20 protein-coding genes and 1 pseudogene are annotated in these 21,484 nt (G+C 68.8%); 12 read left to right on the top strand and 9 right to left on the bottom strand.

Features of this window, described 5'->3' with window-relative positions; translation table 11 throughout:
* Positions 1–306: 306 nt before the first annotated feature.
* From HNR23_RS22745 to HNR23_RS22725, 5 genes are read right to left on the bottom strand one after another with little or no spacing between them, the layout of a single operon-like run.
* Positions 307–1,293, bottom strand: a complete 987-nt coding sequence (locus HNR23_RS22745; protein ID WP_184078560.1) for a hypothetical protein — start codon at positions 1,291–1,293, stop codon at positions 307–309.
* Positions 1,290–2,309, bottom strand: a complete 1,020-nt coding sequence (locus tag HNR23_RS22740) for a glycosyltransferase (protein WP_184078558.1) — start codon at positions 2,307–2,309, stop codon at positions 1,290–1,292. The genes HNR23_RS22745 and HNR23_RS22740 overlap by 4 nt, the downstream gene beginning before the upstream one ends.
* 3 nt (positions 2,310–2,312) lie before the next feature.
* Complete coding sequence (serS, locus tag HNR23_RS22735; RefSeq protein ID WP_184078556.1) at positions 2,313–3,605, bottom strand: serine--tRNA ligase; 1,293 nt, start codon at positions 3,603–3,605, stop codon at positions 2,313–2,315.
* Entirely contained in the window at positions 3,598–4,299 is a 702-nt protein-coding gene (locus tag HNR23_RS22730) for a histidine phosphatase family protein (protein ID WP_184078554.1), read from the bottom strand. The genes serS and HNR23_RS22730 overlap by 8 nt, the downstream gene beginning before the upstream one ends.
* Positions 4,299–5,132, bottom strand: coding sequence for an aminoglycoside phosphotransferase family protein (locus tag HNR23_RS22725; protein WP_221308220.1), 834 nt, complete (start codon positions 5,130–5,132; stop codon positions 4,299–4,301). The genes HNR23_RS22730 and HNR23_RS22725 overlap by 1 nt, the downstream gene beginning before the upstream one ends.
* A gap of 371 nt (positions 5,133–5,503) precedes the next feature.
* Between HNR23_RS22725 and HNR23_RS27735 the strand changes: the two are divergent.
* Positions 5,504–5,653: pseudogene (locus tag HNR23_RS27735) on the top strand (helix-turn-helix domain-containing protein); the annotation flags it as partial.
* Between the two features lie 235 nt (positions 5,654–5,888).
* On the opposite strand, the gene HNR23_RS22715 reads toward HNR23_RS27735, so the two are convergent.
* Positions 5,889–6,638 (bottom strand): GntR family transcriptional regulator, encoded by a 750-nt coding sequence (locus HNR23_RS22715; RefSeq protein ID WP_343070671.1) that lies wholly within the window; start codon positions 6,636–6,638, stop codon positions 5,889–5,891.
* 115 nt (positions 6,639–6,753) lie between these two features.
* Here HNR23_RS22715 and HNR23_RS27730 point away from each other — a divergent pair, with 115 nt between their 5' ends.
* From HNR23_RS27730 to HNR23_RS22680, 7 genes are all read left to right on the top strand, one after another.
* Positions 6,754–7,155, top strand: coding sequence for an ATP-binding protein (locus HNR23_RS27730; RefSeq protein ID WP_394353802.1), 402 nt, complete (start codon positions 6,754–6,756; stop codon positions 7,153–7,155).
* A gap of 10 nt (positions 7,156–7,165) precedes the next feature.
* Positions 7,166–7,309, top strand: coding sequence for a hypothetical protein (locus tag HNR23_RS22705; RefSeq protein WP_184078546.1), 144 nt, complete (start codon positions 7,166–7,168; stop codon positions 7,307–7,309).
* Positions 7,309–7,608, top strand: a complete 300-nt coding sequence (locus tag HNR23_RS22700) for a hypothetical protein (RefSeq protein ID WP_184078544.1) — start codon at positions 7,309–7,311, stop codon at positions 7,606–7,608. Before HNR23_RS22705 ends, HNR23_RS22700 begins: the two co-directional genes overlap by 1 nt.
* Positions 7,608–7,898 carry a hypothetical protein gene (locus HNR23_RS22695; protein ID WP_184078542.1) on the top strand — a complete coding sequence of 97 codons (291 nt, stop codon included), beginning with the start codon at positions 7,608–7,610 and terminating at the stop codon, positions 7,896–7,898. The genes HNR23_RS22700 and HNR23_RS22695 overlap by 1 nt, the downstream gene beginning before the upstream one ends.
* A 206-nt stretch (positions 7,899–8,104) precedes the next feature.
* A complete protein-coding gene (locus HNR23_RS22690; RefSeq protein WP_184078539.1) occupies positions 8,105–9,172 on the top strand; it encodes a tetratricopeptide repeat protein in 1,068 nt (355 codons plus the stop codon).
* A gap of 207 nt (positions 9,173–9,379) precedes the next feature.
* Positions 9,380–9,658 carry an ATP-binding protein gene (locus HNR23_RS22685; protein WP_246421835.1) on the top strand — a complete coding sequence of 93 codons (279 nt, stop codon included), beginning with the start codon at positions 9,380–9,382 and terminating at the stop codon, positions 9,656–9,658.
* Between the two features lie 237 nt (positions 9,659–9,895).
* Entirely contained in the window at positions 9,896–11,884 is a 1,989-nt protein-coding gene (locus HNR23_RS22680) for an elongation factor G (RefSeq protein ID WP_184078537.1), read from the top strand.
* A 74-nt stretch (positions 11,885–11,958) separates the two neighbouring features.
* Here the strand turns inward: HNR23_RS22680 and HNR23_RS22675 are convergent, their stop codons facing one another.
* Positions 11,959–12,744: a hypothetical protein gene (locus tag HNR23_RS22675; protein WP_184078535.1), complete on the bottom strand. Its 786-nt coding sequence runs from the start codon at positions 12,742–12,744 to the stop codon at positions 11,959–11,961.
* A 423-nt stretch (positions 12,745–13,167) separates the two neighbouring features.
* Entirely contained in the window at positions 13,168–13,962 is a 795-nt protein-coding gene (locus HNR23_RS22670; RefSeq protein WP_184078533.1) for a hypothetical protein, read from the bottom strand.
* A gap of 491 nt (positions 13,963–14,453) precedes the next feature.
* On the opposite strand from HNR23_RS22670, the gene cseB reads away from it, so the two are divergent.
* Positions 14,454–15,206 (top strand): two-component system response regulator CseB, encoded by a 753-nt coding sequence (cseB, locus tag HNR23_RS22665; RefSeq protein ID WP_343070670.1) that lies wholly within the window; start codon positions 14,454–14,456, stop codon positions 15,204–15,206.
* A gap of 5 nt (positions 15,207–15,211) precedes the next feature.
* On the top strand, positions 15,212–16,498 hold the full coding sequence (locus HNR23_RS22660; protein ID WP_343070669.1) for a sensor histidine kinase: 1,287 nt from the start codon (positions 15,212–15,214) through the stop codon (positions 16,496–16,498).
* A 196-nt stretch (positions 16,499–16,694) separates the two neighbouring features.
* On the opposite strand, the gene HNR23_RS22655 is transcribed toward HNR23_RS22660, so the two are convergent.
* Positions 16,695–17,878 (bottom strand): IS3 family transposase gene (locus HNR23_RS22655; protein ID WP_246421823.1). Its coding sequence is split into 2 segments (ribosomal slippage): positions 16,695–17,632 and positions 17,632–17,878, totalling 1,185 coding nucleotides; the frame shifts between segments, so codons are not numbered across the junction.
* 108 nt (positions 17,879–17,986) lie between these two features.
* Here HNR23_RS22655 and HNR23_RS22650 point away from each other — a divergent pair.
* Together HNR23_RS22650 and HNR23_RS22645 are read left to right on the top strand one after the other, a co-directional pair.
* Entirely contained in the window at positions 17,987–18,760 is a 774-nt protein-coding gene (locus HNR23_RS22650; protein ID WP_184078529.1) for an ABC transporter ATP-binding protein, read from the top strand.
* 159 nt (positions 18,761–18,919) lie between these two features.
* On the top strand, positions 18,920–21,484 hold the full coding sequence (locus tag HNR23_RS22645; protein ID WP_184078527.1) for an ABC transporter permease: 2,565 nt from the start codon (positions 18,920–18,922) through the stop codon (positions 21,482–21,484).

Raw genomic sequence — 21,484 nt, 5'->3', positions numbered from 1 at the left:
CCCACATACCCGCAGGTATGGACTCTCCAATTGAGGTTGACAACCTTGTTCCGGGCAGCGTTGACTCAGCTTGCCGACGATAAGAGGTCCATGGGACTTCTTCCCATGTGGTTAGCTGGGATAGTCGGCTTTCTCATTTTCTGCCCAATGGAGTGCGGACGGGAAGTGCCTCGTCGAACTTGAGGCCAGGCAGTTTGCTGTTCTGCATAGGCGTCAGCCCTGCGCCCCCGGAATCATGTAGGCGACCTCATAGCGGCCCGTGGACTCCACAATGCCAACTGTCTCCATCGGTCGCTCGTCGGCGAATTATTCCCGCCATTGGCCGCGCACGCCGTTCTCAAGGAGCAGCGCAACCTGGGACCACCCCACCTGCAGCGGAACCACGGTGGTCCAGTAGGCGCGGAAGTAACGGACGATCGCGCTTACACCGAACCGGGCGATGCGTCGTGGGATCGCAGCCAGCGATCGTCTCGTTGCGGCTCCGGCCCCACGCGCGGCTGGCGTTATCCCATTGCCCAGCAGCAGGGTTGCCGTTCGGAGGGCATCCAGAACGTTAGGCGAGCAGGATCCCGCGTAATCCCCATGAATCAGGCGCTGCCATGGGGAACGCGATCGCGCCCAGGCGAGGCGTTCCAGGCCGGAGCCGAGATCGAGTGCGGCGCGGGCGGGGTTCTGTGCGTTCCACAGAAGGACGATGTCGCCGATCTCTTCGCCGAGGTGCTGGAAGTGGAGGGTGACGCCACGGACTTCGCGGCGGTGCCAGACCTTCAGGTCCCCGCTCATGGAGATGTGTCTGGCGTGGAGGCTGATGCGGGAGAGCACGCTGAGCCAGCCGTCGATGGCCTCGATGTAATCGGTGATGCCGGCGATGGGTTCGACGCGTGAGACGTTGACGAAGGACGTGAGGAAGCCGTCGCGCAGCTCTCCGAACTGGTCGCGCCGACCGGTGAAGCGAACGACGGGCTGGGGAATGTATCCCTGCCGATAGGTGACCGGGCGGCCATCTTTGAGTAGGGGGTCGAGCGCTTGGACCGCCGAAATGGTCAGGTCGGTGTCGCGCCCCCAGCGAAGCGGGAGGCAGTGATCGCGCCGCACACCCTGGGCAGCGAACGCTTCCTCGATCGCCTGCAGCAACTCGCTCCAGGACAGGTCGCGGCGCGGCGGCAGGTAGAGACTACCCCGGTCTTTGTGTTCGGCCCGGATCTTGGTCCCGCTGGTGGTGATCTCCCAGCGGGACCCGAGTCTTCGGTGCAGGAGCTCCGGTATCCGGCCGACCTCATCGGCCGGGGTCACCGGCGCGCGGCTAGGGCTTCGAAGTGCTTGAGGGCGTCGAAGCGTTGTCGGCCGATGGCTTGTACGTCCGTGTGGTCCAGGCTCTCGGACTTCTCGATGGCTTCGGCCAACGCGCGGGCGGCCGCTTCGTCGTCGGCCGCCGGGTCGACGACCGCCACCTCTCCGCTCTTCTCACACAAGGCCGCTTGCGCGCAGGTGCCCTCGACCCACGCCAGGGCGGCAACGGGCGTTCCAGCACGCAGTGATTCGCCGAAAACGGCGGCTCCGGCTTCGATGTAGTCGCGGGCGCAGGTGTAGACGAACACTTCCGCTCCGGTGAACGCGGCGGTCTTGGCCGTACCTCCCAGTTCGCCCACCCATTCGACGTGGTCAGAAGCGAAAGGGGCCTTGTGCCGGTCGAGGTAGTCATGGTCGAAGACGGGACCGATGAGGCGGATCGGGCGCTTGAGGATCTGGGCGGCGCGCACGGCGATATGGGGCGATTTCTCCTCGTCGATCCTGCCGACCCAGACAAGGCCTCGGCCTTTGACCGCCGCTGGTTCCTCCTCCTGGAACCCGGTATGCACGGCCAACTGCTGGATCGGGGCGTGGGAGGCGTAGCGCTCCATCATCTGCGGTGAGTAGCAGTACAGGCGGTACTGGTGGCCGTCGAAGGCGTCGGGGGTGTGGCGGAAGGCCGGTGCGTGCTGGAACGTGGCGACGTCGCACTCCATGGCTTCGGCGGTCCTCCGCCATTCGGGTAGCGAGGGGTACTCGTGTCCGACGATCAGCAGGTCGTAGCCAGCCTGCCGCAGCTCCTTGTCTTGCAGGGAGCCTCGCTCCACCTCCTCTAACCGAATCGGGTAAAGGCCCCAGTCGGTACCGAGATCATCACGCCATCGGGGACCGAGGAGGTGCACGTCGGCGCCTGCGGATTGGGCTCCCTGGGCGGCGGCCCACAGCCACCGTTCGATGCCGCCATAGCCGTGGGGTGGGAAGGCGTAGGTTCCGGGGAAGTCGCAGACGCCGACGAGCAAGGGCTACTCCTGGGGGGTGCCGTCCGCCGTGATGCGGCGGAATCCGAGGTAGGGGATGAGGGCTTCGGGCAGCACGACCGACCCGTCGGCCTGCTGGTTCTGCTCAAGCAGCGCGGCCAGGGTGCGTCCGATGGGCAGTCCGGATCCGTTCAGGGTGGCCACCGGGGTCGTCTTTCCGTCGGCGCCGCGGGTGCGGATGCCTGCCCGGCGGGCCTGGAAGGTGCCGCAGTCGGAGACCGAGGAGATCTCACGGTAGGTGTCCTGGCTGGGCAGCCACACCTCGATGTCGTGGGTGAGCTGGGCGGAGAAGCCCATGTCCCCGGCGGCCAGCTCGACGACGCGGTAGGCCAGCCCGAGCTCCTTGAGGCAGGCCTCGGCGTGGGCGACCATCGTGGCCATCTCCGCCTGGGAGTCCTCGGCCGCGCAGATGCGCACCATCTCGACCTTGGAGAACTGGTGCTGGCGCAGGATGCCGCGGGTGTCGCGCCCATAGGACCCGGCCTCTGAGCGGAAGCAGGGGGTGTGGGCGGTCAAGGCGAGCGGCAGCTCCTTGGCCGGGATGATCTCATCGGCGAACAGGTTGGTCAGGGGGACCTCGGCGGTGGGGATCAGGTAGAGGTCCCGTTCGGCCACACCGGTCTTGAACAGGTCCTCTTCGAACTTGGGCAGCTGCCCGGTGCCGGTCATCGTCTTCGGGTTGACCAGGAAGGGGACGCTGTACTCGGTGTAGCCGTGGCGGCGGGTGTGGATGTCCAGGAACAGGGTCGCAAGCGCGCGCTCCAAGGCCGCGCCAACGCCCCGGGCGACGCTGAAGCGGGGTCCGGACAGCTTGGTCGCCCGGGTGAAGTCGAGGATGCCCATGGCCTCGCCGAGATCGACGTGGTCCTTGGGCTCGAAGCCGAATGCGGGGGGTGTACCGACCTTGCGCAGCTCGACGGCGAACTCCTCGGAGTCGCCATCGGGGGCCTGGTCCAGCGGAATGTTGGGGATCACCAGCAGGAAGTCGCGCAGCTCGCGCTCGATGTCGTCCTGCGCGGCCTCCAGGTCGCGGATCTCCTCCTTGATCTTGCGGGCGCGCTCCTTGAGCTCGCCGGCGTCACCGCCGGACCGGGCGACCTGCCCGACTTCTTTGGCCACCCGCTTGGACTCGGCGCGCAGTTCGTCGGCGGTGCGGATGTTGTGGTTGCGCCGGGACTGGAGACTGTCCAATGCGGAGATGTCCAGCGAGTAGCCGCGGCGGGCCAGTTTCCGGACGGCTTCGGCACCCATGTCGATCAGTGCGCGGGCATCATGCATCGGATTCGTTCTCCTCCAGTGATACGGACACTGGCCCGAAAAGAGCGAGGACAGTGCTGTCGTCTTCCGACGATATCGCCGCGTCGCCTGGCCCTCTCCAACAACGCGGCTCGGCACCCAGCCGACGTGCAAGGTCCTTTGTCACCTCGGTGATCTCGTCATCAGTGGCGACGATGGGCTCGGCATAGGGCGCTTCGGGCAGAAACAACGGGATCCGCTCCGCCCTCGCTGCATGGGCTCGGTGCCACGACAACAGGGACACCAACAACCCGTGTGCGACGATCAAGCGGGGTCCTGGCGTGTGCAGCTGTCCGCGGAGGCCGCCGAGCATCCGCAGCATGCCGTCACGCTGGGACTCGGCCGCGCCGGGCGGGACAGCCCAGGGCCCGTTGGCTAGAAGCCATCGGGCGTAGGTGGCGAAGGGGCCTCCTTCGAAACGCCCGTAGTCCAACTCGTTCAGACGGGCGTCACGATGGCCTGACTGCGATCCGGTGAGCAGCTGAATCGTCTGTCGCGTCCTCGGAAAGGTGCTGCTGGCGTAGGAGCTGAAGCGTCGCGGCGCGAGCCTGCCCCTCAGCGCAGCGGTGGAGCGCAGACCCTCCTCATCCAGGAGGACGGGAGCGCTCGGGTCCCCATTGACCAGGTAGCGCGCGCTGTAGGGGGTGCGTCCGTGCCGGATCACCAAGGTCGTCATCACTGTCCCCATTCCTGGGAGATCAGCAGCAAGACTTCGGCGATGCGGGGAGCTCGTGGGTCGTCGACGTCCAGGTAGTAGAGGAGTCCGTCCAGGCACAGAACCAAGCACCACGTCCGGAGCTCATGGACGCTGATGCCCGAGGTGTGAGCCGCCACGTCGAAGCGTCGACGTGTCCCCGATCCAAGGGTGTAGTAGACGATCCAGAAGGCCCAGTCGAACACCGCATCGCCGACCATGGGCAGCGGATCGATGAAGACCGGACGCGCCCTTTCATCGAAGAGGACGTTCTCCTGGTACAGGTCGGCGTGGAGCAGCGTGGCTCGACGTGGGCACTGTTTCGCGCGCCGCAGCGCCGCCCCACCGATCGCCAGCTGGGCTGTGTACCCATGCTCACGGGCGAGGTGACTGCGTCGGCCGATTCGCGGGCGGACATCGGTGTCGATGTAGTGGTCGAGGCTCTCGAAGTCCTGCAACCTGGTTCCAGAGCGTCCCTTGGAGTGGACTTGGTGAAGCGCCAAGGCCGTCACGTCGGCTTCATCCTCGGGGCGGCGGCAACCGCCCGGCCGACATCCCACCTGTGCCAGCGCGGCAACGCAGTGGTCGCCGGCCGCGGCGACGAGTCGCACGACAGGCCCGCCCGCCCATAGACATAGAGCGTCGGTCTCCGCTCGGAACCGGGTCGCGTCCGGCCAGGCCTTGAGGAGGACGCGCTCGTCCTCGACAGTGGTCGCGGTGGCGATGAGGGAGGCATGGCCGACGTCGTGATAGCCGGTGGCGGTGAGATTCCAGCGGCGCGCCGCCGTAGTCAGCAGGTCCGGGGCTGCACTCATCCATCCGGCGACCTCGGATCCGTAGTGGCCGATCAACCGGCGTCTAGCACCTTCCGGAGGGGCGGCCAGGTCGGGCGTGGTCATCAACTGAGCACGACCCCATCGGCCACGATCTCGCGGGTGAGTGCTGGAAAGTCCTCTATGGCCTCGCCCCACACGCCGCCCTCTCCCAGGCAGCCCGCACCGCCCGCCTGAACTGGCTGCGCCGACTCCTGGGGGAGTGACACCCGACCCTTGAGAGGAGGACGGGGGCATGGACGAACTCGCCGGAATTCTGACGGCCCCGGATCCGGACGCGGAGGCCGCCGCACCGTGGCTGCTGGTGACGCTGTCCAGCGTCGCCTCGGCTCCGGGCCTGCGCGGCGGCCGCCGAGCTGAACGTCCACCACTCCACCCTCCAGGAGCGCCTGCCCCTCGCCGAATCCCTCCTCGGCTGGCCCCTACGCACCCCGCAGGGCAGGCTGCGACTCCAACTCGCCCTCACCCTCCACCGCCTCCGCCGCAACCCGGCGACCCACTGACCGGGCGCCGATCCTCAACGCCGACCTCGTCAGCGACGGCCCCGCGGCGGACCGCGGCCCCTGCTCTTCACGACCGCTCAGGTACCGGTGAGCGCCGTGGCCAGCACGGAGTCCTGGCGCCAGCCAGACGCCTGGCCAGGGCACGCGCCGCCGGTTAGCATTGTCGCGGGAACGCATGGGAATGCGTATGACGGCCCTGCTCAGGCGGGGCCGTTCTCAATTGCATCAGCTGACATCAGCCCTGCTCGACCGGGATCATGTACGCGAGCTCGTAGCGATCCGTCGGAACCACGATGTCGGCCGTCTCCACCGGCCGCTCCTCGGTGAAGTACGTCCTCTTGATCACCATCACGACGGTGCCGCGGCCGATTCCCAGCCGCTCGGCTTCTTCGCCACCGGCAGACCTCGCTGTGACGATCTCTGACGCCTGGATGATGTGCTGGCCGATCGCCCGCATCCGCTCGACCACGCCGCGCCCGGCGTACCCACCGTCCTCGGGCAGAACCACGGCTGTTCCCCGAGTCAGCTCCAGAGGCTCGTACGACGTCGACAGCATGACCGGTTCGCCATCACCGGTGAAGGTGTACGTCGTCCGCATGACCTCGGCATCGGTGTCCAGGGCCAGCCGCTCCGCGATTTCGGCAGGGGCTGTCACCGGTTCGGATGCCGACTCCCAGCCACCGCGGACCGCTTGTGCCGCCATGTCGGCCCGGAATGGCGAACCGCCCCGCGCTTCCCGGTACCAGGAGCGCGTGAGGCGGCGGACTGCCGGGCGGGGGCGCACATAGGTTCCCGATCCCGTCTTGGAGACGACATAGCCCTCGACTGCAAGCTGCTGTATCGCGTCGGCGGCGACGCGGGGCCCGACGTCGAACTCACTGGCCAGTGCTTGCCGTGAGGGGAGTCTGTCTCCGGGGTTATATGTGCCTTCGAGGATTCGTTTCCGCAGCTCATCAGCGATGCGCTGGTAGGTCGGGCGGGCCACGGGCACTCCTCGGTTGAGACCGATTGGCACGAACAGCTTGACAAACCCGCACGTGCCAAAACAAGCTGCACGTACAACTTCATAATCTGAACGTGCCGATCCGATAGGACGGTTCATGGAGGAGACGATCACTGTTCCGGCGAAAGCCGCGATGGTGCCTGCAGTCCGGCGAGGAGTGCGCGGTCTCCTAGCCGGGTTCGAACGCCTCGACGATGTAGAGCTGGTCGTCTCGGAACTCCTGACGAATGCCATCAAGGCGAGCTGCGGAGACATCACGATTCGGCTCATCGACACCGGCGACGTCCGTCTCGAAGTACAGGACCAGCGCGGGCGGCGTCCCCGTCTCGACGCAGTCGAGAAAGGTACGGGCCCTGACGGCCTTGCCCTCGCCTCCGCGATCGCCGACATGATCGGTTCCGTTCGCCATCGGTCCGGCAACTGCATGACCTGGGCCGTTATCCGATCCGCATTCCTTGAGTTCCCGCCCGTCGGACCTCCCATCCGGCACTGCTCCTAGGAGATCGCTCATGCGACTCGTCTCAGCCTTTGTCCTCCTGGTCCTGCAACCTCCACCCCCATCCGCAGCGCCGCCCCGCGCCTCCCGCAGGCGGGCCGCCCGTGTCCGGCCCTACGCGCGGTCCATCCAGGCCGACACGGCGGAGGTGGCCTGATGCTCGACCTCACCCCCGATGAAGTCCGGCGCCTGCGGGCCCTGGCCGACCTGATCGCCGCGGGCACCTGCGACCGCGTCTACTGGCTCGGCGGCGCCCGGGACGCCTCCATCCGCATCCTCAAGCGCGTCGCCGACTGGCTCGGGGACGCCTGCGGGCACATCGACACCACGCCCGACCGCCCCGGCCCCGCGCTCCTCCGATCGCCCTGCGTCCGCCCCGCCGAACACGGCGGGCTTCACCTCGACGTCAACGGCCACGCGTGGAAGCCCACCGGCGAGGAAGCAGGGGGTGCGTGATGGCCGGCCCCGAAACCACTGCCGCCATGTGGCTGCGGGCCCGCTACCCCGGCACCGTGGTCTGGCGCGGCTCCCACACAGAACGGTGGTGGGCCATGGTTCCCGACCACCCCCGCCTGCTGGAAGCTCCCAGCATCGAGGCCCTGGAACTCCTGGTGGCTTCCCGGTTGTGGACCATGCGCGAGACCCAGCAGCTAGCCCGAGTCCTGCCGCCGAATCAGCCCCGGCGATCGTGGCCCGGCCGAGGGATCTCGGCACGGTCCCGACTGCGACAGCTGACCCCCGTGTAGAGACCGCGGTGTCCCGGCACGTGAACGGTCTGCCGGGAGACCTTCCGATCGCGGGGTGCCTGACGGAGGGGGTCGGGCACCCCGCCCTCGAATCGGTCCGGGCTGAGAGAGATCCGGTCGCCTCCGCACGTCAAAGCGACACTACGACGGAGTTCGTCGAACGTACCGACCGCCATGTGACCGAGGAACTGCACTGAGGAGATTCGATGGCCACCGACGACCGCCCGAGGCAAGGCGGCTCCGCCCATGCCGAGCAGGGCATGAGCAAGGCATTCGGCCGGAAGGGCGACCGGGAACTTCGGTCCCACTTTCTCTGGTACCTGGGCAGCACGAGAAACGCGGTTCAGGCGGTGATGCCGAACTTCCGCCTCGTCGATGTCCCCGCTGATGAACCGGTGCCCGTCGAACCGCTCGGCTTCGACTCCGCCGCGGCGGCGCTCGGCTGGTTCGAGACCGAGCGCGCGAACCTCCTCGCTGCGATGCGCAGCGCACTCGACCAGCGTCACTTCGACCTCGCCTGGCGGCTTCCCGCGGTCGCCTACCCGCTCTTCGAAATGCACCGGCACCGCGACGAATGGCGGCAGATGCACCTGTGGGGACTGGATGCCGCGAGGTTGCTCGGTGACCGCCACGGGGAAGCGCGTAACCTTCTCGGCCTCGGCGACGCCGAATGGCTCCTCGGGAACCTGCCCGCGGCTCTGGACCGCTACGCCGCCGCCCTCACCGCCAACCGGGACGTCGACGACGGGTGGATCGAGGGCTTCGCGCTACGCCAGGCCGGCCTGATCCGCTGGCAGCAGGACCGGGCGGCGGGAGCACCAGATCTCCTGCGGCAGGCGATCGAGGCGTTCAGGCGCGCGGGTGAACGACGAGGGGAAGGCATGGCACTGCTGAGCCTCGCCGACTGTGAGCGGTCCACGGCGAACATCGACCGGGCTCTCGCACACAGCCTCGCCGCGCGGACGATCTTCACCGAGATCGACGACACGTGGAGCATCGCCTGGAGCCGCTGCTCACTCGCGGCCGCGCTGGTGTCGGCCGGGCGGTACCCCAAAGCCGTGGCGGAGTACCGCGCGGCACGTGGTGTCTTCCACGAGCTCGGACACCGCGAGGGTGAATCCGCCAGTTTGATCGGCATGGGCGAAGCCTTCACCGCGCTGGGCGACACCGACCAGGCCCGCATGCACCTCGGCGCCGCCCTCGACCTCCTCAGGTCGGTCGACGACCCGAGGGCGGATGAGGTGGAGGCGATGATCGCCCGCCTGCCCGAATAGGCCTCCAGGTTCCGTTGTCCCGATCGCTGGATCACTTCGACCGAAAGCCAGGCGTCGTCGATGGGTTGGAATTAACAGCGCAGGTCCGCGTGTGCGCGTGTTGGCTCGCAGAGCCCGCCGGGATCGACGGATCGTTTCTGCGATTTATAGGGGTACGTTTTATAGAAGTGTGTTTCTACATCCATGCGCCCTGGGGAGAGGGTCGCCATGGACAAGCCTGCCGAGATGTTCGACCGCGACCATGAGTGGTCGTCACTGACCCGCTTCATCACCGATGATCAGCCCGGGGCCACTCTCGGCGTAATCTCGGGCAGGCGTCACCAGGGCAAGACCTTCCTCCTCGATGCCGCCTGCCGTGCCGTCGGAGGCTTTTACTTCGACGCCACCGAGGCCACCGATGTTGAATCCCTGCGCAGGATCAGCGCCATGCTGACCGAACACGACCGGCCTGCGAGCCCGTACCACATCAGTGCTGGATCCGCGTGAGTGGCCGGGCAGTCGTAGCACCGGTCACGCCATGCGGGCGACCCGGAAAATGCCTCGACGTGCGCGTCGTCGTGCAGGACACTCACCCGTACGGCACCCGGCCGATCGGTGTCGGGCTCTCGCGAGACGACACGACCGCGGACACGATGAACATCGGGAGGATTCACATGCGCCAGGCGTCAGATGCAACCCGAAACGGATATCTGACCACTGCGCATGCAAGGACGTCCATCCTCCATGAAGACCCTCAACATCGGAATCCTGGCCCATGTTGACGCCGGGAAGACCAGCCTGACCGAAAGGCTGCTGTTCGAGACCGGAGCCATCGAAACGGTAGGCAGCGTCGACAGCGGCACCACGCAGACCGACTCCATGGACTTGGAGCGAAAGCGTGGCATCACCATCAGATCGGCCGTTGTTTCGTTCTCGATCGACGACCTCGATGTCAATCTGATCGACACTCCGGGCCACGCGGACTTCATATCCGAGGTCGAACGGGCGCTTCGGGTACTGGACGGCGCGATCCTGGTGGTCTCGGCCGTGGAGGGGGTGCAGGCCCAGACCCGGGTGCTGATGCGCACACTCCAGCGGCTGGGCGTCCCTACCCTGATCTTCGCCAACAAGATCGACAGGATGGGCGCCGGCACCCATGTCGTCACCGCTATCAGGGAGCGACTGACCCCGCACGTCGTCGTGATGAGTGAAGTCCAGGGGATCGGCACCGCTGCGGCTCAGGTCACCCCGCGGTCATTCGGCAGCAGGGATTTCCCGACCGAGTTGGCTGAGACCTTGGCGGATGCGGACGACGCCCTTCTCGCCGCATACCTGGACGACCCGCACCACATCACCGCGGAACAGTACCGCGCCGGGCTGGCCGCCCAAGTGTGCAGCGGACGGGTCTGCCCTGTCTTCTACGGGTCGGCGGTGACCGGCGAGGGAGTGGCCGACCTGGTCCAGGCCATCGGACAGCTCATGCCGACCGACGATGGGAACGCGGACGGCCCGCTGTCCGGGACCGTTTTCAAGATCGAGCGGGGAGCCGCCGGTGAGAAGGTCGCCTATGTGCGGCTGTGGTCAGGGTCGATGGCCGTCCGTGACCGGATCACGTTCTACCGGCCCGGCCCCGGCGGCCAGGCTACCGAATACAGCGGAAAGATCACCGCGATGCGGGTGTTCGGCCGCCGCGGCCGGGAATCCGAGACGCGACTGAGCGCCGGGGGTATCGCCGAAGTGCGAGGCCTGAAGGATGTTCTGATCGGCGACCGCATCGGCGAGAGCACGACGGGGTACGAACAGCCCCACTTCGCAAGGCCGGGCCTGGAGAGCGAGATACGCGCCGAACACCGCGCTGACCAGACCAAGCTCTACGCGGCACTGCGACAGCTGGCCGAACAGGACCCGTTCATCAACGTCCGGCGGGCCGACGGCCGACAGGCCATCACCGTCTCGCTCTACGGCGAGGTACAGAAAGAGGTCATCCAGGCGACCCTGGCCGAGCGGTTCGGCATCAGCGTCGGCTTCGGGGACACCCAGACCGTCTACATCGAGAAGGTCACCGGGGTCGGCACGTCCGCCGAGGTCATCGACAAGCGGGGCCACGATGGGTTCTACGCCACCGTCGGCTTCCGGGTCGAGCCCGGCCAGCCCGGCTCCGGGGTGGTCTACCGCCTGGGTGTGGAACCCGGCTCGCTGCCCGGTGCCTTCCACACCGCCATCAGGGAGACCGTCCATGAGACGCTGCGGCAGGGCCTATGCGGCTGGGAGGTGAGCGACTGTGTCGTCACACTCACCCACTCGGGGTACGCCTCCCCGGTCAGTACCGGTTGGGACTTCCGGGCGCTGACGCCGCTGGTGCTGATGGACGCGGTGCGCAAGGCCGGAACCCGGGTGTACGAGCCGGTCAACCGTTTCGAGGTGGAGACACCGGTCAGGACGCTCAACGCGGTTCTGAAGCGGCTGGCCGAAGCCGGAGCGGTCCCCGAGGAGCCGGTCGTCGACGGGGACATCTGCCGCGTGGAGGGCACCCTGCCGGCCAGCCGGGTGCACGAGGTCGAACGCCGGCTGCCGGCGCTTTTCCAGGGCGAGGGCGTGTTCCTCTCCGAGTTCGCGGAGTACCGCCCGGTCGCCGGGAAGGCCCCGGTCCGGCCAAGGACGGGCGCCAACCCGCTCGACCGCCAGGAGTACCTGGTCGCGCTCTCGATCAAGCGATCGGCCGGCCGGCCCTGACCCGGCGGATCACAGGCCCAGCGCCTACCTCCAGGGCAGAGCCGGGCATGACTCCGGACAGCTCCGGACCGACGTCAGCCGACGTTGTTGAGCGCCTGGCGGGCCAGCTCCGGCATGAGTTTCTGGACGTCGTCCCAGTCCATCAACGAATCGCCCACGGGAGCATCGCTGTCCGGTCTGATGCCGTGTTCGATCTCAATGATCATGTTCTCCGCCCGGACGATCACCGTCGCCTCCTCGCCGGCGTCCTTGCTGGACATATCGGTGAGAACGATAAGGCTCTCGTCACCAACGTCGGACTTCTTCTCCTCGATGCGCTCGCCGAGAATGCCGATGCCGCGCTCCGCATGGAACCCGTAGATGTTCTTGGCCTGGGAGACCGACTCATGGTCGTCCGGCGGCACCGAGTACTGAACGCTCAGAGTATGGAAGCTGCCGTCGGGGGCCAATCGGCTCCAGTCACAGCTCGTGATGCTCTCGTTTTCGTTGAAGTAGTCGTGCTCGTCCATGCCGAGTCCGTCCAGCGTTTCATCGGTGAGAACGGAGCACACGTCGTGCACGTCGGGGCGCTCGTAGGGCCCGGAGCCGATGTCGACCTTGGTCGGAGTGGAGGGACCGGTGTAGCGGGCGAAGTCATCGCCGTCACGGTTGTCGGAGGCGCGACCCGTGGCCTCGCTGTCCTCGGATTCCGTGCCACCCGCGGCCGGGGCGTCGCGGCGGTCGGCGGGTTCGTCGGAGCCGCCGGACGTCGCGAACACGATGCCACCGATGATCACCAGCACCAGGACCACCGCGCCGACGCCGAGCCCGATCCACAGACCGGTCCGCTTCTTGGGCGCAGGCGGGGGACCACCCGGCATCCCCGGACCGCCAGGACCACCCGGCCCATACGGGCCGCCCGGACCGCCCGGAGGAAACCCCTGCTGGGCAGGCCACCCCTGAGGCGGCGGATACCCCGGCCCGCCGGGCATCCCCGGCCCGCCGGGCCCGGCGGGGTGCGGCGGGTACCCGGGGCCACCGGCCGGGGGTCCAGGAGGCTGCGCTGGAGGCATCGGGGGTTGGGACTGGTCGCTCATCTCGTCCTTCGACTCACAGGCTCCCCGCAGTCAGGGAGCGGGCTGGCGGGAGAACCGCATGAAACCGGTCAACCATCTCATCCGACACCGTCTTCGGCACATCAGCCTCGAACCGGCCGGACCCGGCGCCGGGTCGTCGGCGCCGGGTCGTCGGCGCCGGGTCGCGGGAGTCGCTGTGTGATCCGGTGAAGGCCTCGCGAACACGTGTCAGTCGACGTTGTTGAGCGCCTGGCGGGCGAGTTCCGGCATCAGGACCTTGACGTCCGCGTAGTCCAGCCCCGGCTCGCCGCCGTCCTTGCGGACGCCGCGGGTGATCTCGATGACCATGTTGTCCTTGCGGACCAGCCCGGTCGCCTCGAGTTGGCCCTCCTGCAGGCTGTTGTCCGCGAAGACCAGCTTGCCCTCGTCCCCGACGTCGAGCTTGTCCTCCTCCTTACGGGTGCCGAGGGCGGCGATCCCGGCCTCCTTGAAGTCGAAGAGGCGCTCGCCCTTGCTGGTCGACTTCTGGTCGCCCGGCGGCACCCAGTACTCGACCTTCAGGGTGTGCAGGGTGCCATCGGAGGTCACGTTCATCCAGCGGCAGGAGGCGGAGTCGCCGATGTCCACACTGCTGCCATCGCCCTCGACGCCCAACCCGGCCAGGGTCTCATCGGTGAAGGCCGCGCAGGCGTCCTTCGGAACAGCGAAGGGCGCCGAGCCGATGTCGACCTTGGTGGGCTTGTCGGGCCCCCGATAGGTGGAGAATTCGTCGGCCCCGTCCGACTTCGGCCCGGCATCCCGGTCGGAGTCCTGCGGTTCGTCGTCCTCCTTGCGGTCGTCCTTGGCCCTGTCCTCGGAGTCCCGGTCCTTGGCCGCCACCGGTGTCTCTCCCGGGCCGTCGTCGCCCGACGTCATGAACACGACGCCGCCGACGACCACCAGCAGCAGGACGACCGCGCCGATACCGAGCCCGATCCACAGACCGGTCCGCTTCTTGGGCGCAGGCGGGGGACCACCCGGCATCCCCGGACCGCCAGGACCACCCGGCCCATACGGGCCACCAGGCCCTCCGTGCATAGGCGGACCCCCCGGAGGAAACCCCTGCTGGGCAGGCCACCCCTGAGCAGGCGGATACCCCGGCCCACCCGGCGGCCCGGGAACCGGCCCACCCGGGGGCGGCGGATACCCGGGACCGCCGGCCGGAGGCCCAGGAGGCTGCGATGGAGGCATCGGGGGCTGGGACTGGTCGCTCATCTCGTCCTTCGACTTACAGGCTCCCCGCATTCAGGGAGCAGACCGGCGCGAAAACCACACGAAACCGGTCAACCATCTCATCCGATGTTTTCGGCGCGCATCCGACGCGGACGGTTCCCGTGAAAAGCCGACGCACGTTCGTCGGCAGTGCGGGTCGACGCGGTGGCTACGCATAGCATTCCTCTGAGGTCACCGTGTGCGCCTGTGCGCGTATGGGGCCGGTGTTGCACGTCGCCCGTTCGAACAGGAGTCATTCGCCCGTGTCCTCGTCCACTCCGGATCCGGCCGCTGCGGGGGCTGTCCGCGTGTTGCTGGTGGAGGACGACGACCTGATGCGCCGGTCCTTCGCCGTCGCCCTGGAACGCTACGGCTACCGGGTGACGGGTGCGGCCGACGGGTTCGCCGGGCTGGAACTGTTCCGCGAGGAGAGCTTCGACCTCCTGATCCTGGACGTGATGCTGCCCGGCCTGGACGGGATCGGCCTGTGCCGGAGGATCCGGGAGACCAGCCTGGTGCCGGTGCTGATGATGTCGGCTCGCGGCGACGGGCTCGACGTCGTCGCCGGCTTGGAGGCCGGAGCCGACGACTACGTGGTCAAGCCCGTGGACACCTACGTGCTCGTGGCACGCATCCGATCGCTGCTGCGTCGGGCGACCTACGCGCCCCCCGCCCCCGGCTCCGCCTCCGACTCTGAGCGGACCGCTAGCGACGCGCCGCCGTCCGAAGGTCGGCTACTGGAGTTCGGCGGCCTGACCATCGACACCGGCGGCATGGAGGTGTCCGTCGACGGGAACCCGGTGGCGCTGACCCCGACCGAACTCAAGCTGCTTCTGGAGTTCGCCACCCACCCCGGCATCGTGCTGGACCGGCACACCCTGCTGCGCAACGTCTGGGACTACGGCTGGGACGGCGACAGCCGGGTCGTGGACCTGTGCGTGCAGCGGCTGCGCAGGAAACTGGGCCGGGACCGCATTGAGACGGTCCGCGGCTTCGGCTACAAGCTCAGGCGCTGATAGGGGTGCGCCGTCTGCACCGGCTCCGGCCGGACCGCGTGTCCCTGCGCTGGAAGATCGCCGCACTGGCCGCGGCCACTGCCTTCCTGGTCGTGGCGGCGGTGGGCGTGCTCGTCCACGTGTGGACCGCACACGACATCCGCAACCGGGCCGAAGCACAGGCCAGCAACAGCGTGTACGCGGCCATGGACGTCTACCGGCGCACCGGAGCACTGACGGAGGGCGCGTCGCTCGACCCGGCCGAGCTGCCCGCCGACCTGCGGAACCCGCCCGACGGCGACCGGCATACGGCCTACGATCCGCGCGTCGACGGCAATCTGGGGCCGAGCGTCTGGGCGGCCCAGCGGACCGAAGGGCCGGGCAGCCCGGTGCTCGCCGTCCAGGTGAACATGGGCCCGCAGCTCTACGGGCTGCGGCGGCTCGATATGAGCATGGCCGTGGCCTCGCTGGCCGCGCTCGCGGCAGCAGCCCCGCTGACGGTCTACGGCGCCGGGCTCCTCGCCCGCCGACTGCGCAGGGTCTCCGAGACCGCGACCCGGATCTCCGCCGGAGACCTCGACACACGGACCGGGCCCACCAGGGGCCGCGACGAGGTTGCCGACATCGCCGCCACCGTCGACCTGATGGCCGACAGCCTCGCCCGTCGCCTGCACACCGAGCGGCGCTTCACCGCGGACGTGGCGCACGAACTGCGCACGCCCGTCGGCGGCCTGCTCGCCGCCGCCGACCTGCTGCCGCCCGGTGAGACCGAGGACCTGCTCCGGGCCCGAGTCCGCGATCTGCGCGGCCTGGTCGAAGACCTGCTGGAGATCTCCCGGCTCGACGCCGGAGTCGAGCAGCCGGTCCGCGTCCCCGTCCCGCTCGGCGCCGTCGTCACCGAGGCCGCGGCCCGCACCGGCCTCGACACCGCGGTCACCGTCACCGGCGCGCCGTGCGACGAGCCGCGCGACGCTCCGGTCGACGAGGCCGCCCACACCGTCGAGACCGACCCGCGCCGCCTGGAGCGGATCGTCGGCAACCTCGTCGTCAACGCCCACCGGCACGGGAGCCCGCCGGTCGAGGTCACCGTCGAGGGGCACACGGTCATCGTGCGCGACCACGGCCCCGGCTTCCCCGCGGACCTGCTGCGCCACGGCCCCCAGCGCTTCCACACCGGCGCGGCGGAACGCGGCTCCGGCCACGGACTGGGCCTGACCATCGCCCTGGGCCAGGCCCGGCTCCTCGGCGCCGAGCTGCACTTCGGCAACGCCCCGGACGGCGGCGCCGTCGCCACCCTGCGCCTGCCGGACTGACCCCGGCCCTTTTCTCCCGGGAACCGCCCGGCCCGCGCCCCTACAGAACCGATACGAAGCGGCGCGGACGCCGATACACGGCGGCACGGGCCCCGATACGTCCCCCGGACACCCTTCGAAGTGCACCGTTGCGCACCGAAGAGGAGTGTCCCTGTGAGGGGTCCCGCTGTTGCCGGACAGGGTTGAACCGGCTATTTCACGCGGCCAATCGCATCTCCTGATGGGCTGCGTATACCTCCGCGGGCGTGTTGTATCCCAGTGCGGAGTGCAGGCGCCTATGATTGTACCAGTGCTCGATATAGCAAGTGATGTCGCGCCGGGCGCCTTCACGAGTGGGATACACCATGCGGTTCACCCGCTCGTTCTTCAGCGCACCGAAGAACGACTCGGCCAGGGCATTGTCGTAGCAGATCCCGGTTCGGCCGACCGAGCGCTGGAATCCGTGTTCGGCGAGGAATTCGCCGAAACCCCGTGAAGTGTAGTTGCTGCCACGATCAGAGTGGAAGATTGCGCCTGCGGATACCTTTCCGTTTCGCTGAGCGTTCTTCAGCGCTTGGATGATGAGCGGGGTGCGGTAGTGGTCGCCCATCGCGTATCCGATGACTTCCTTGGTGCAGCAGTCGATCACGGTCGCCAGGTACAGCCACCCTTCCCACGTAGGAATGTAAGTGACATCACCGACGAGTTTCATACCGGGCGCCGGGGCGGTGAAGTCGCGCTGGACCAGGTCGGGGATGTCGGCGGTGCCGTCGGGGTCGGTCAGGCACCCGCGGGCAGGGCGCGGTTGGCAGGGCTCCAGGCCCATCTGTCGCATGAGCAGGCGCACCAGCTCGGGGCCGGCCTGCACATCCCAGCGCTGGAGCTGGGCATGCACCCGCCGGTGGCCGTAGGTTCCCTCGGAGTCGTCGAAGGCCTTTTCGATGAGGAGTTTCAGGTGTTCTCGCCGCTGATGGGTTGCTGATTCCGGTCGGGCTCGCCATTCGTAGTACCCCGATCGGGACACGTCGAGGCGGGAGCACATGAAGTCGACGGTGAAGGCGTACTTCGCGGTGTCATCGAAACGCATGGTCTCGATGAACTCGTATTTGTCGCTTACGGACGATCCTTCGCGAAGTACGCGGCCGCTTTTTTTAGAAACTCGATTTCTTTGGCCTGTTCGCGGTTGATCCGTTCGAGTTCCCGGAGGCGGGCGCGCTCGCTCAGGTCGAGTCCGGGTTCTTCGGGGGCGCGGCTCTCTTGATGGCGTTTGACCCACGTGCGCAGGGTTTCGGAGTTGACACCGAGTTCCTTGGCGACATGCGCGATCGGACGCCCGGACTCGATCGCGATTCGTACTGCTTCCTCGCGGAACTCCGGCGAGTACTTGCTTGCCCTGCTCAATTCTTCCCCTCGTTTCCTTACGGGACCATCTTATTGGGTCCCTGTCCGGAAACCTCGGGGCACCTCACTGTGACCACCGAGCCCCGTGCCCCGCACACACCGCACCCCATGGACAGGATCGCGGCCGCCACCACCGACCTGTCGAAGGTCTACGGCAGTGGCGACAACCGCGTCGTCGCCCTGGACCGGGTCGGCATCGCCTTCCGGGAGGGCGAGTTCACCGCGATCATGGGCCCCTCAGGCTCCGGCAAATCCACCCTGATGCACTGCGCCGCCGGGTTGGACTCGCCCAGTTCCGGCTCCGTGCGGGTCGGCACGACCGAACTGAGCACGCTCGACGACCGGAAGCTCACGGCGCTGCGGCGCGACCGGATCGGGTTCATCTTCCAGGCGTTCAACCTGCTGCCGACGCTGACCGCGCTGGAGAACATCACGCTGCCGCTGACCATCGCCGGACGCCGCCCGGACCGGGACTGGCTGGACCGCGTGGTCGCCATGGTCGGCCTCGCCGACCGCCTCGACCACCGGCCCGCACAGCTGTCCGGCGGGCAGCAGCAGCGCGTCGCCGTCGCCCGCGCCCTGGCCTCCCGGCCCGCGATCGTCTTCGGCGACGAACCCACCGGCAACCTGGACTCCCGCTCCGGGGCCGAGGTCCTCGGCTTCCTGCGCGACTCGGTGCGCGAACTCGGCCAGACCGTGGTCATGGTCACCCACGACCCCGTCGCCGCAGGCTACGCCGACCGGGTGGTCTTCCTCGCCGACGGCCGCCTGGTCGACGAGGTGGCCCACCCCACCCCGGACCGGGTCCCGGACCTGATGCGGCGCCTGTCCGAGGGAAACCCCCAGCCCCCCGCACTCCACACCCACTCACGCACCCGCTGACCCGCGCCGCGCCCACCGGATCCTGAAGTTGATCTCGGCGAAGTGCACTGAACACAAGAAACCACCGCCGATCATTCGGTGCACTTCGCCGAGATCAACGGACGGTTCGGCGCCCCAGGCCGCACGTCCCTGTTCCGCCACGTCTTGCGAAAGCCCATCATGCTGAGAACAGCCCTGCGCAACGTCTTCGCGCACAAAGCCCGTCTGGCCATGACCGTCCTCGCGGTCTGCCTGGGTGTCGCGTTCGTCTCCGGCACCCTCGTCTTCGCCGACTCCTCCTCCGCCGCCTACCGCGCAGCCGCGTCGAAGAACTTCGCGGACACCGCGGTCACCGTGATCCCGAAGGACCCACCACCGGGGTCCGCCGGAGACCGGCCCGCCCCCGTGCTCGACGACGCCCTGGCAGCGGAACTCGCCGACGTGCCCGGCGTCGCCGAGGTGCGTCCCGCGGTCGACGGCTCGGCCGTGCTGAACGCGGCCGACGGTGCCCCGCTCCGGGCCGATAAAGCCTGGGCGAACCCGGCCGCCGCCTACGTGCCGGGGAAGAACGGCGAGGACACCCGCTATCCGCTGGTCGAGGGCCGCGCCCCGCACAACGGCGGTGAACTCGCCGTGGACACCGGTACCGCCGAGGCCGGCGGTTTCGGCATCGGCGACACGGTCACGCTGGCCACCGACGGCCCGGTGATGGCCAAGCGGCTCGTCGGGATCGTCACCACCGACGATACCCGGGTGACCGCCGGCGGCACCCTCACCCTGTTCGACACGGCCACCGCCCAGGAGTTGTTCGCGTCCCCGGGCGCCTACACCGGGATCGACCTGTCCGCCGAGCCCGGCACCGGCGAGGCCGAGCTCGCCGACCGGGTCACCGCGGTGCTCCCGTCCGACCGGGCCGAGGCGGTGACCGGCACCGCCCAGGCCGACCAGCAGGCCATCCTTGTCGACACCCTGACCCGGGGCTACGCCAAGCTGCCGATGATCTTCGCCGGGGTCTCGCTGTTCATCGGCTCGTTCCTCGTCGTCAACACGTTCACCATGCTCGTGAACCGGCGCAACCGCGAGATCGCGCTGCTGCGGGCGATCGGCGCCTCGCGCCGCCAGGTGGTCGGCTCCGTCCTCCTGGAGGCCGTCCTGCTCGGCCTCGCCGCATCGGCCCTCGGCTTCCTGCTCGGGCTCGGCATCGCCCGGGTGCTGCCGGACATCCTGAGCATGACGGGGGAGACCCTGCCCCGCGGCCCCCTGGTGATCGGCCCGCGCCCCATCGCGGCGGCGCTCGGCGTGGGCGTGGGTGTCACCGTGCTCGCCGCGTGGCTGCCGTCCCGCAGGGCGGCGAAGGTCGCACCCGTCGAGGCGATGCGCTCGGCCGACCGGCAGTCCACCGCCACCCGTCCCTGGATCCGCTGCGCGGCGGGACTGGGTCTCCTCGTCCCTGGCGCCGGTCTGCTGGTGTCGCTCGCCGGGGCGGAGGACGCGTCAGTGGAGAACCTGCAGACCGCGATGCTCGGCTGCGCCGCCGTGGGCGCCGCCATGATCGTGCTGGCGCCACTGCTCGCCGCCCCCGTGATCCGGATGTCCGGACGGCTGACCGGCCGCTTCGGGATCAGCGGCCGCCTCGCCCGGGACAACGCGCTGCGCGACCCGCGGCGCACCGCGGCCACCGCAGCCACCCTGATGATCAGCACAGCGCTGGTCGCCGGGCTCGCCGTGATCGGGAACTCCACCGAGCAGGCCCTCGACCACCAGGCCGCGGCCGGCCTCGGCGCCGACTACGTGATCAGCACCCGCACTCCGACGACCGGCATCGACCCGGACGCCGTCGAACGGGTGGCCGACACTGCCGCGGTGCGGACCGCGACCGCCGTCACGGACTCCACCCTGTTCGTCGGCGGCGACGTCCGGCAGATCTCCGGCGTCGACCCCGGCACCGTGGACGACACCATGAAACTGGACTTCACCAGTGGCTCCCTCGACGACCTCGGTCCGGGCCGGATCGCCGTCTCCAGCACCATCGCCCGGGAACACGGGGTGAGCGCCGGCGATGAGCTCAACGCCCGCATGGGGCCGGGTGAGGACTTCACCCCCTACACCGTCGTGGGCGTCTACCGGGACAACCCCACCGCCGGGGACGCGCTGGGTGCCCTCGGCGAGGTGCAGGAGAGCAGCTTCCGGCCCGGATCCGTGCAGCGGATCCTCGTCCGCACGAACGGCGGCGTGACCTCGCAGGCCACCGAGGCGCAGCTGCGCGCCGCCGTGGACCGCAATCCGCTGCTCAAGGTGGCGGACCGCGGCGCACTCATCCGGGAGGCCGGCGGTGCCGTGAGCAGCCTGCTGACGCTGTTCTACGGGCTGCTGGCCATCGGCGCCGTGATCGCCGTGCTCGGCATCGTGAACACCATGGCCATCTCGGTCGCGGAGCGCACCCGCGAGATCGGGGTGCTGCGCGCCATCGGCATGGACCGCGCCGGCATCCGGCGGATGATCCGCCTGGAGGCGGTGACGGTCGCCGCGTTCGGAACGCTCCTCGGCCTGGCGGGCGGACTGTTCGGCGCCTGGGCGGTCGGCTCGCTGGCCAACGGCGCGATCGAGCAGTACCGGCTGGTGGTGCCCTGGGGAACCCTGCTCCTCGTGTGCCTGGGGTCGCTTGCGATCGGCGGGGTCGCGGCCACCCTCCCGGCGCGCCGGGCAGCCGCGCTGAGCCCGCTGGAAGCCGTCGCGGAGGGGTGA

This window comes from Nocardiopsis mwathae (assembly GCF_014201195.1).
Classification (GTDB): Bacteria; Actinomycetota; Actinomycetes; order Streptosporangiales; family Streptosporangiaceae; genus Nocardiopsis_C; species Nocardiopsis_C mwathae.
The sequence above is the reverse complement of the archived record's forward strand: the minus strand, read 5'-3'. Positions and strand labels throughout refer to the sequence as shown.

Excerpts from the sequence above, each read along its gene's own strand:
- serS (WP_184078556.1), bottom strand. The coding sequence starts at position 3,605 with ATGCATGATGCCCGCGCACTGATCGACATGGGTGCCGAAGCCGTCCGG.
- HNR23_RS22730 (WP_184078554.1), bottom strand. The coding sequence starts at position 4,299 with ATGACGACCTTGGTGATCCGGCACGGACGCACCCCCTACAGCGCGCGC.
- HNR23_RS22725 (WP_221308220.1), bottom strand. The coding sequence starts at position 5,132 with ATGAGTGCAGCCCCGGACCTGCTGACTACGGCGGCGCGCCGCTGGAAT.
- HNR23_RS27730 (WP_394353802.1), top strand. The coding sequence starts at position 6,754 with ATGGAGGAGACGATCACTGTTCCGGCGAAAGCCGCGATGGTGCCTGCA.
- HNR23_RS22705 (WP_184078546.1), top strand. The coding sequence starts at position 7,166 with ATGCGACTCGTCTCAGCCTTTGTCCTCCTGGTCCTGCAACCTCCACCC.
- HNR23_RS22700 (WP_184078544.1), top strand. The coding sequence starts at position 7,309 with ATGCTCGACCTCACCCCCGATGAAGTCCGGCGCCTGCGGGCCCTGGCC.
- HNR23_RS22695 (WP_184078542.1), top strand. The coding sequence starts at position 7,608 with ATGGCCGGCCCCGAAACCACTGCCGCCATGTGGCTGCGGGCCCGCTAC.
- HNR23_RS22690 (WP_184078539.1), top strand. The coding sequence starts at position 8,105 with ATGGCCACCGACGACCGCCCGAGGCAAGGCGGCTCCGCCCATGCCGAG.
- HNR23_RS22685 (WP_246421835.1), top strand. The coding sequence starts at position 9,380 with ATGGACAAGCCTGCCGAGATGTTCGACCGCGACCATGAGTGGTCGTCA.
- HNR23_RS22680 (WP_184078537.1), top strand. The coding sequence starts at position 9,896 with ATGAAGACCCTCAACATCGGAATCCTGGCCCATGTTGACGCCGGGAAG.
- HNR23_RS22675 (WP_184078535.1), bottom strand. The coding sequence starts at position 12,744 with ATGCCGGGTGGTCCCCCGCCTGCGCCCAAGAAGCGGACCGGTCTGTGG.
- HNR23_RS22670 (WP_184078533.1), bottom strand. The coding sequence starts at position 13,962 with ATGCCGGGTGGTCCCCCGCCTGCGCCCAAGAAGCGGACCGGTCTGTGG.
- HNR23_RS22650 (WP_184078529.1), top strand. The coding sequence starts at position 17,987 with ATGGACAGGATCGCGGCCGCCACCACCGACCTGTCGAAGGTCTACGGC.
- HNR23_RS22645 (WP_184078527.1), top strand. The coding sequence starts at position 18,920 with ATGCTGAGAACAGCCCTGCGCAACGTCTTCGCGCACAAAGCCCGTCTG.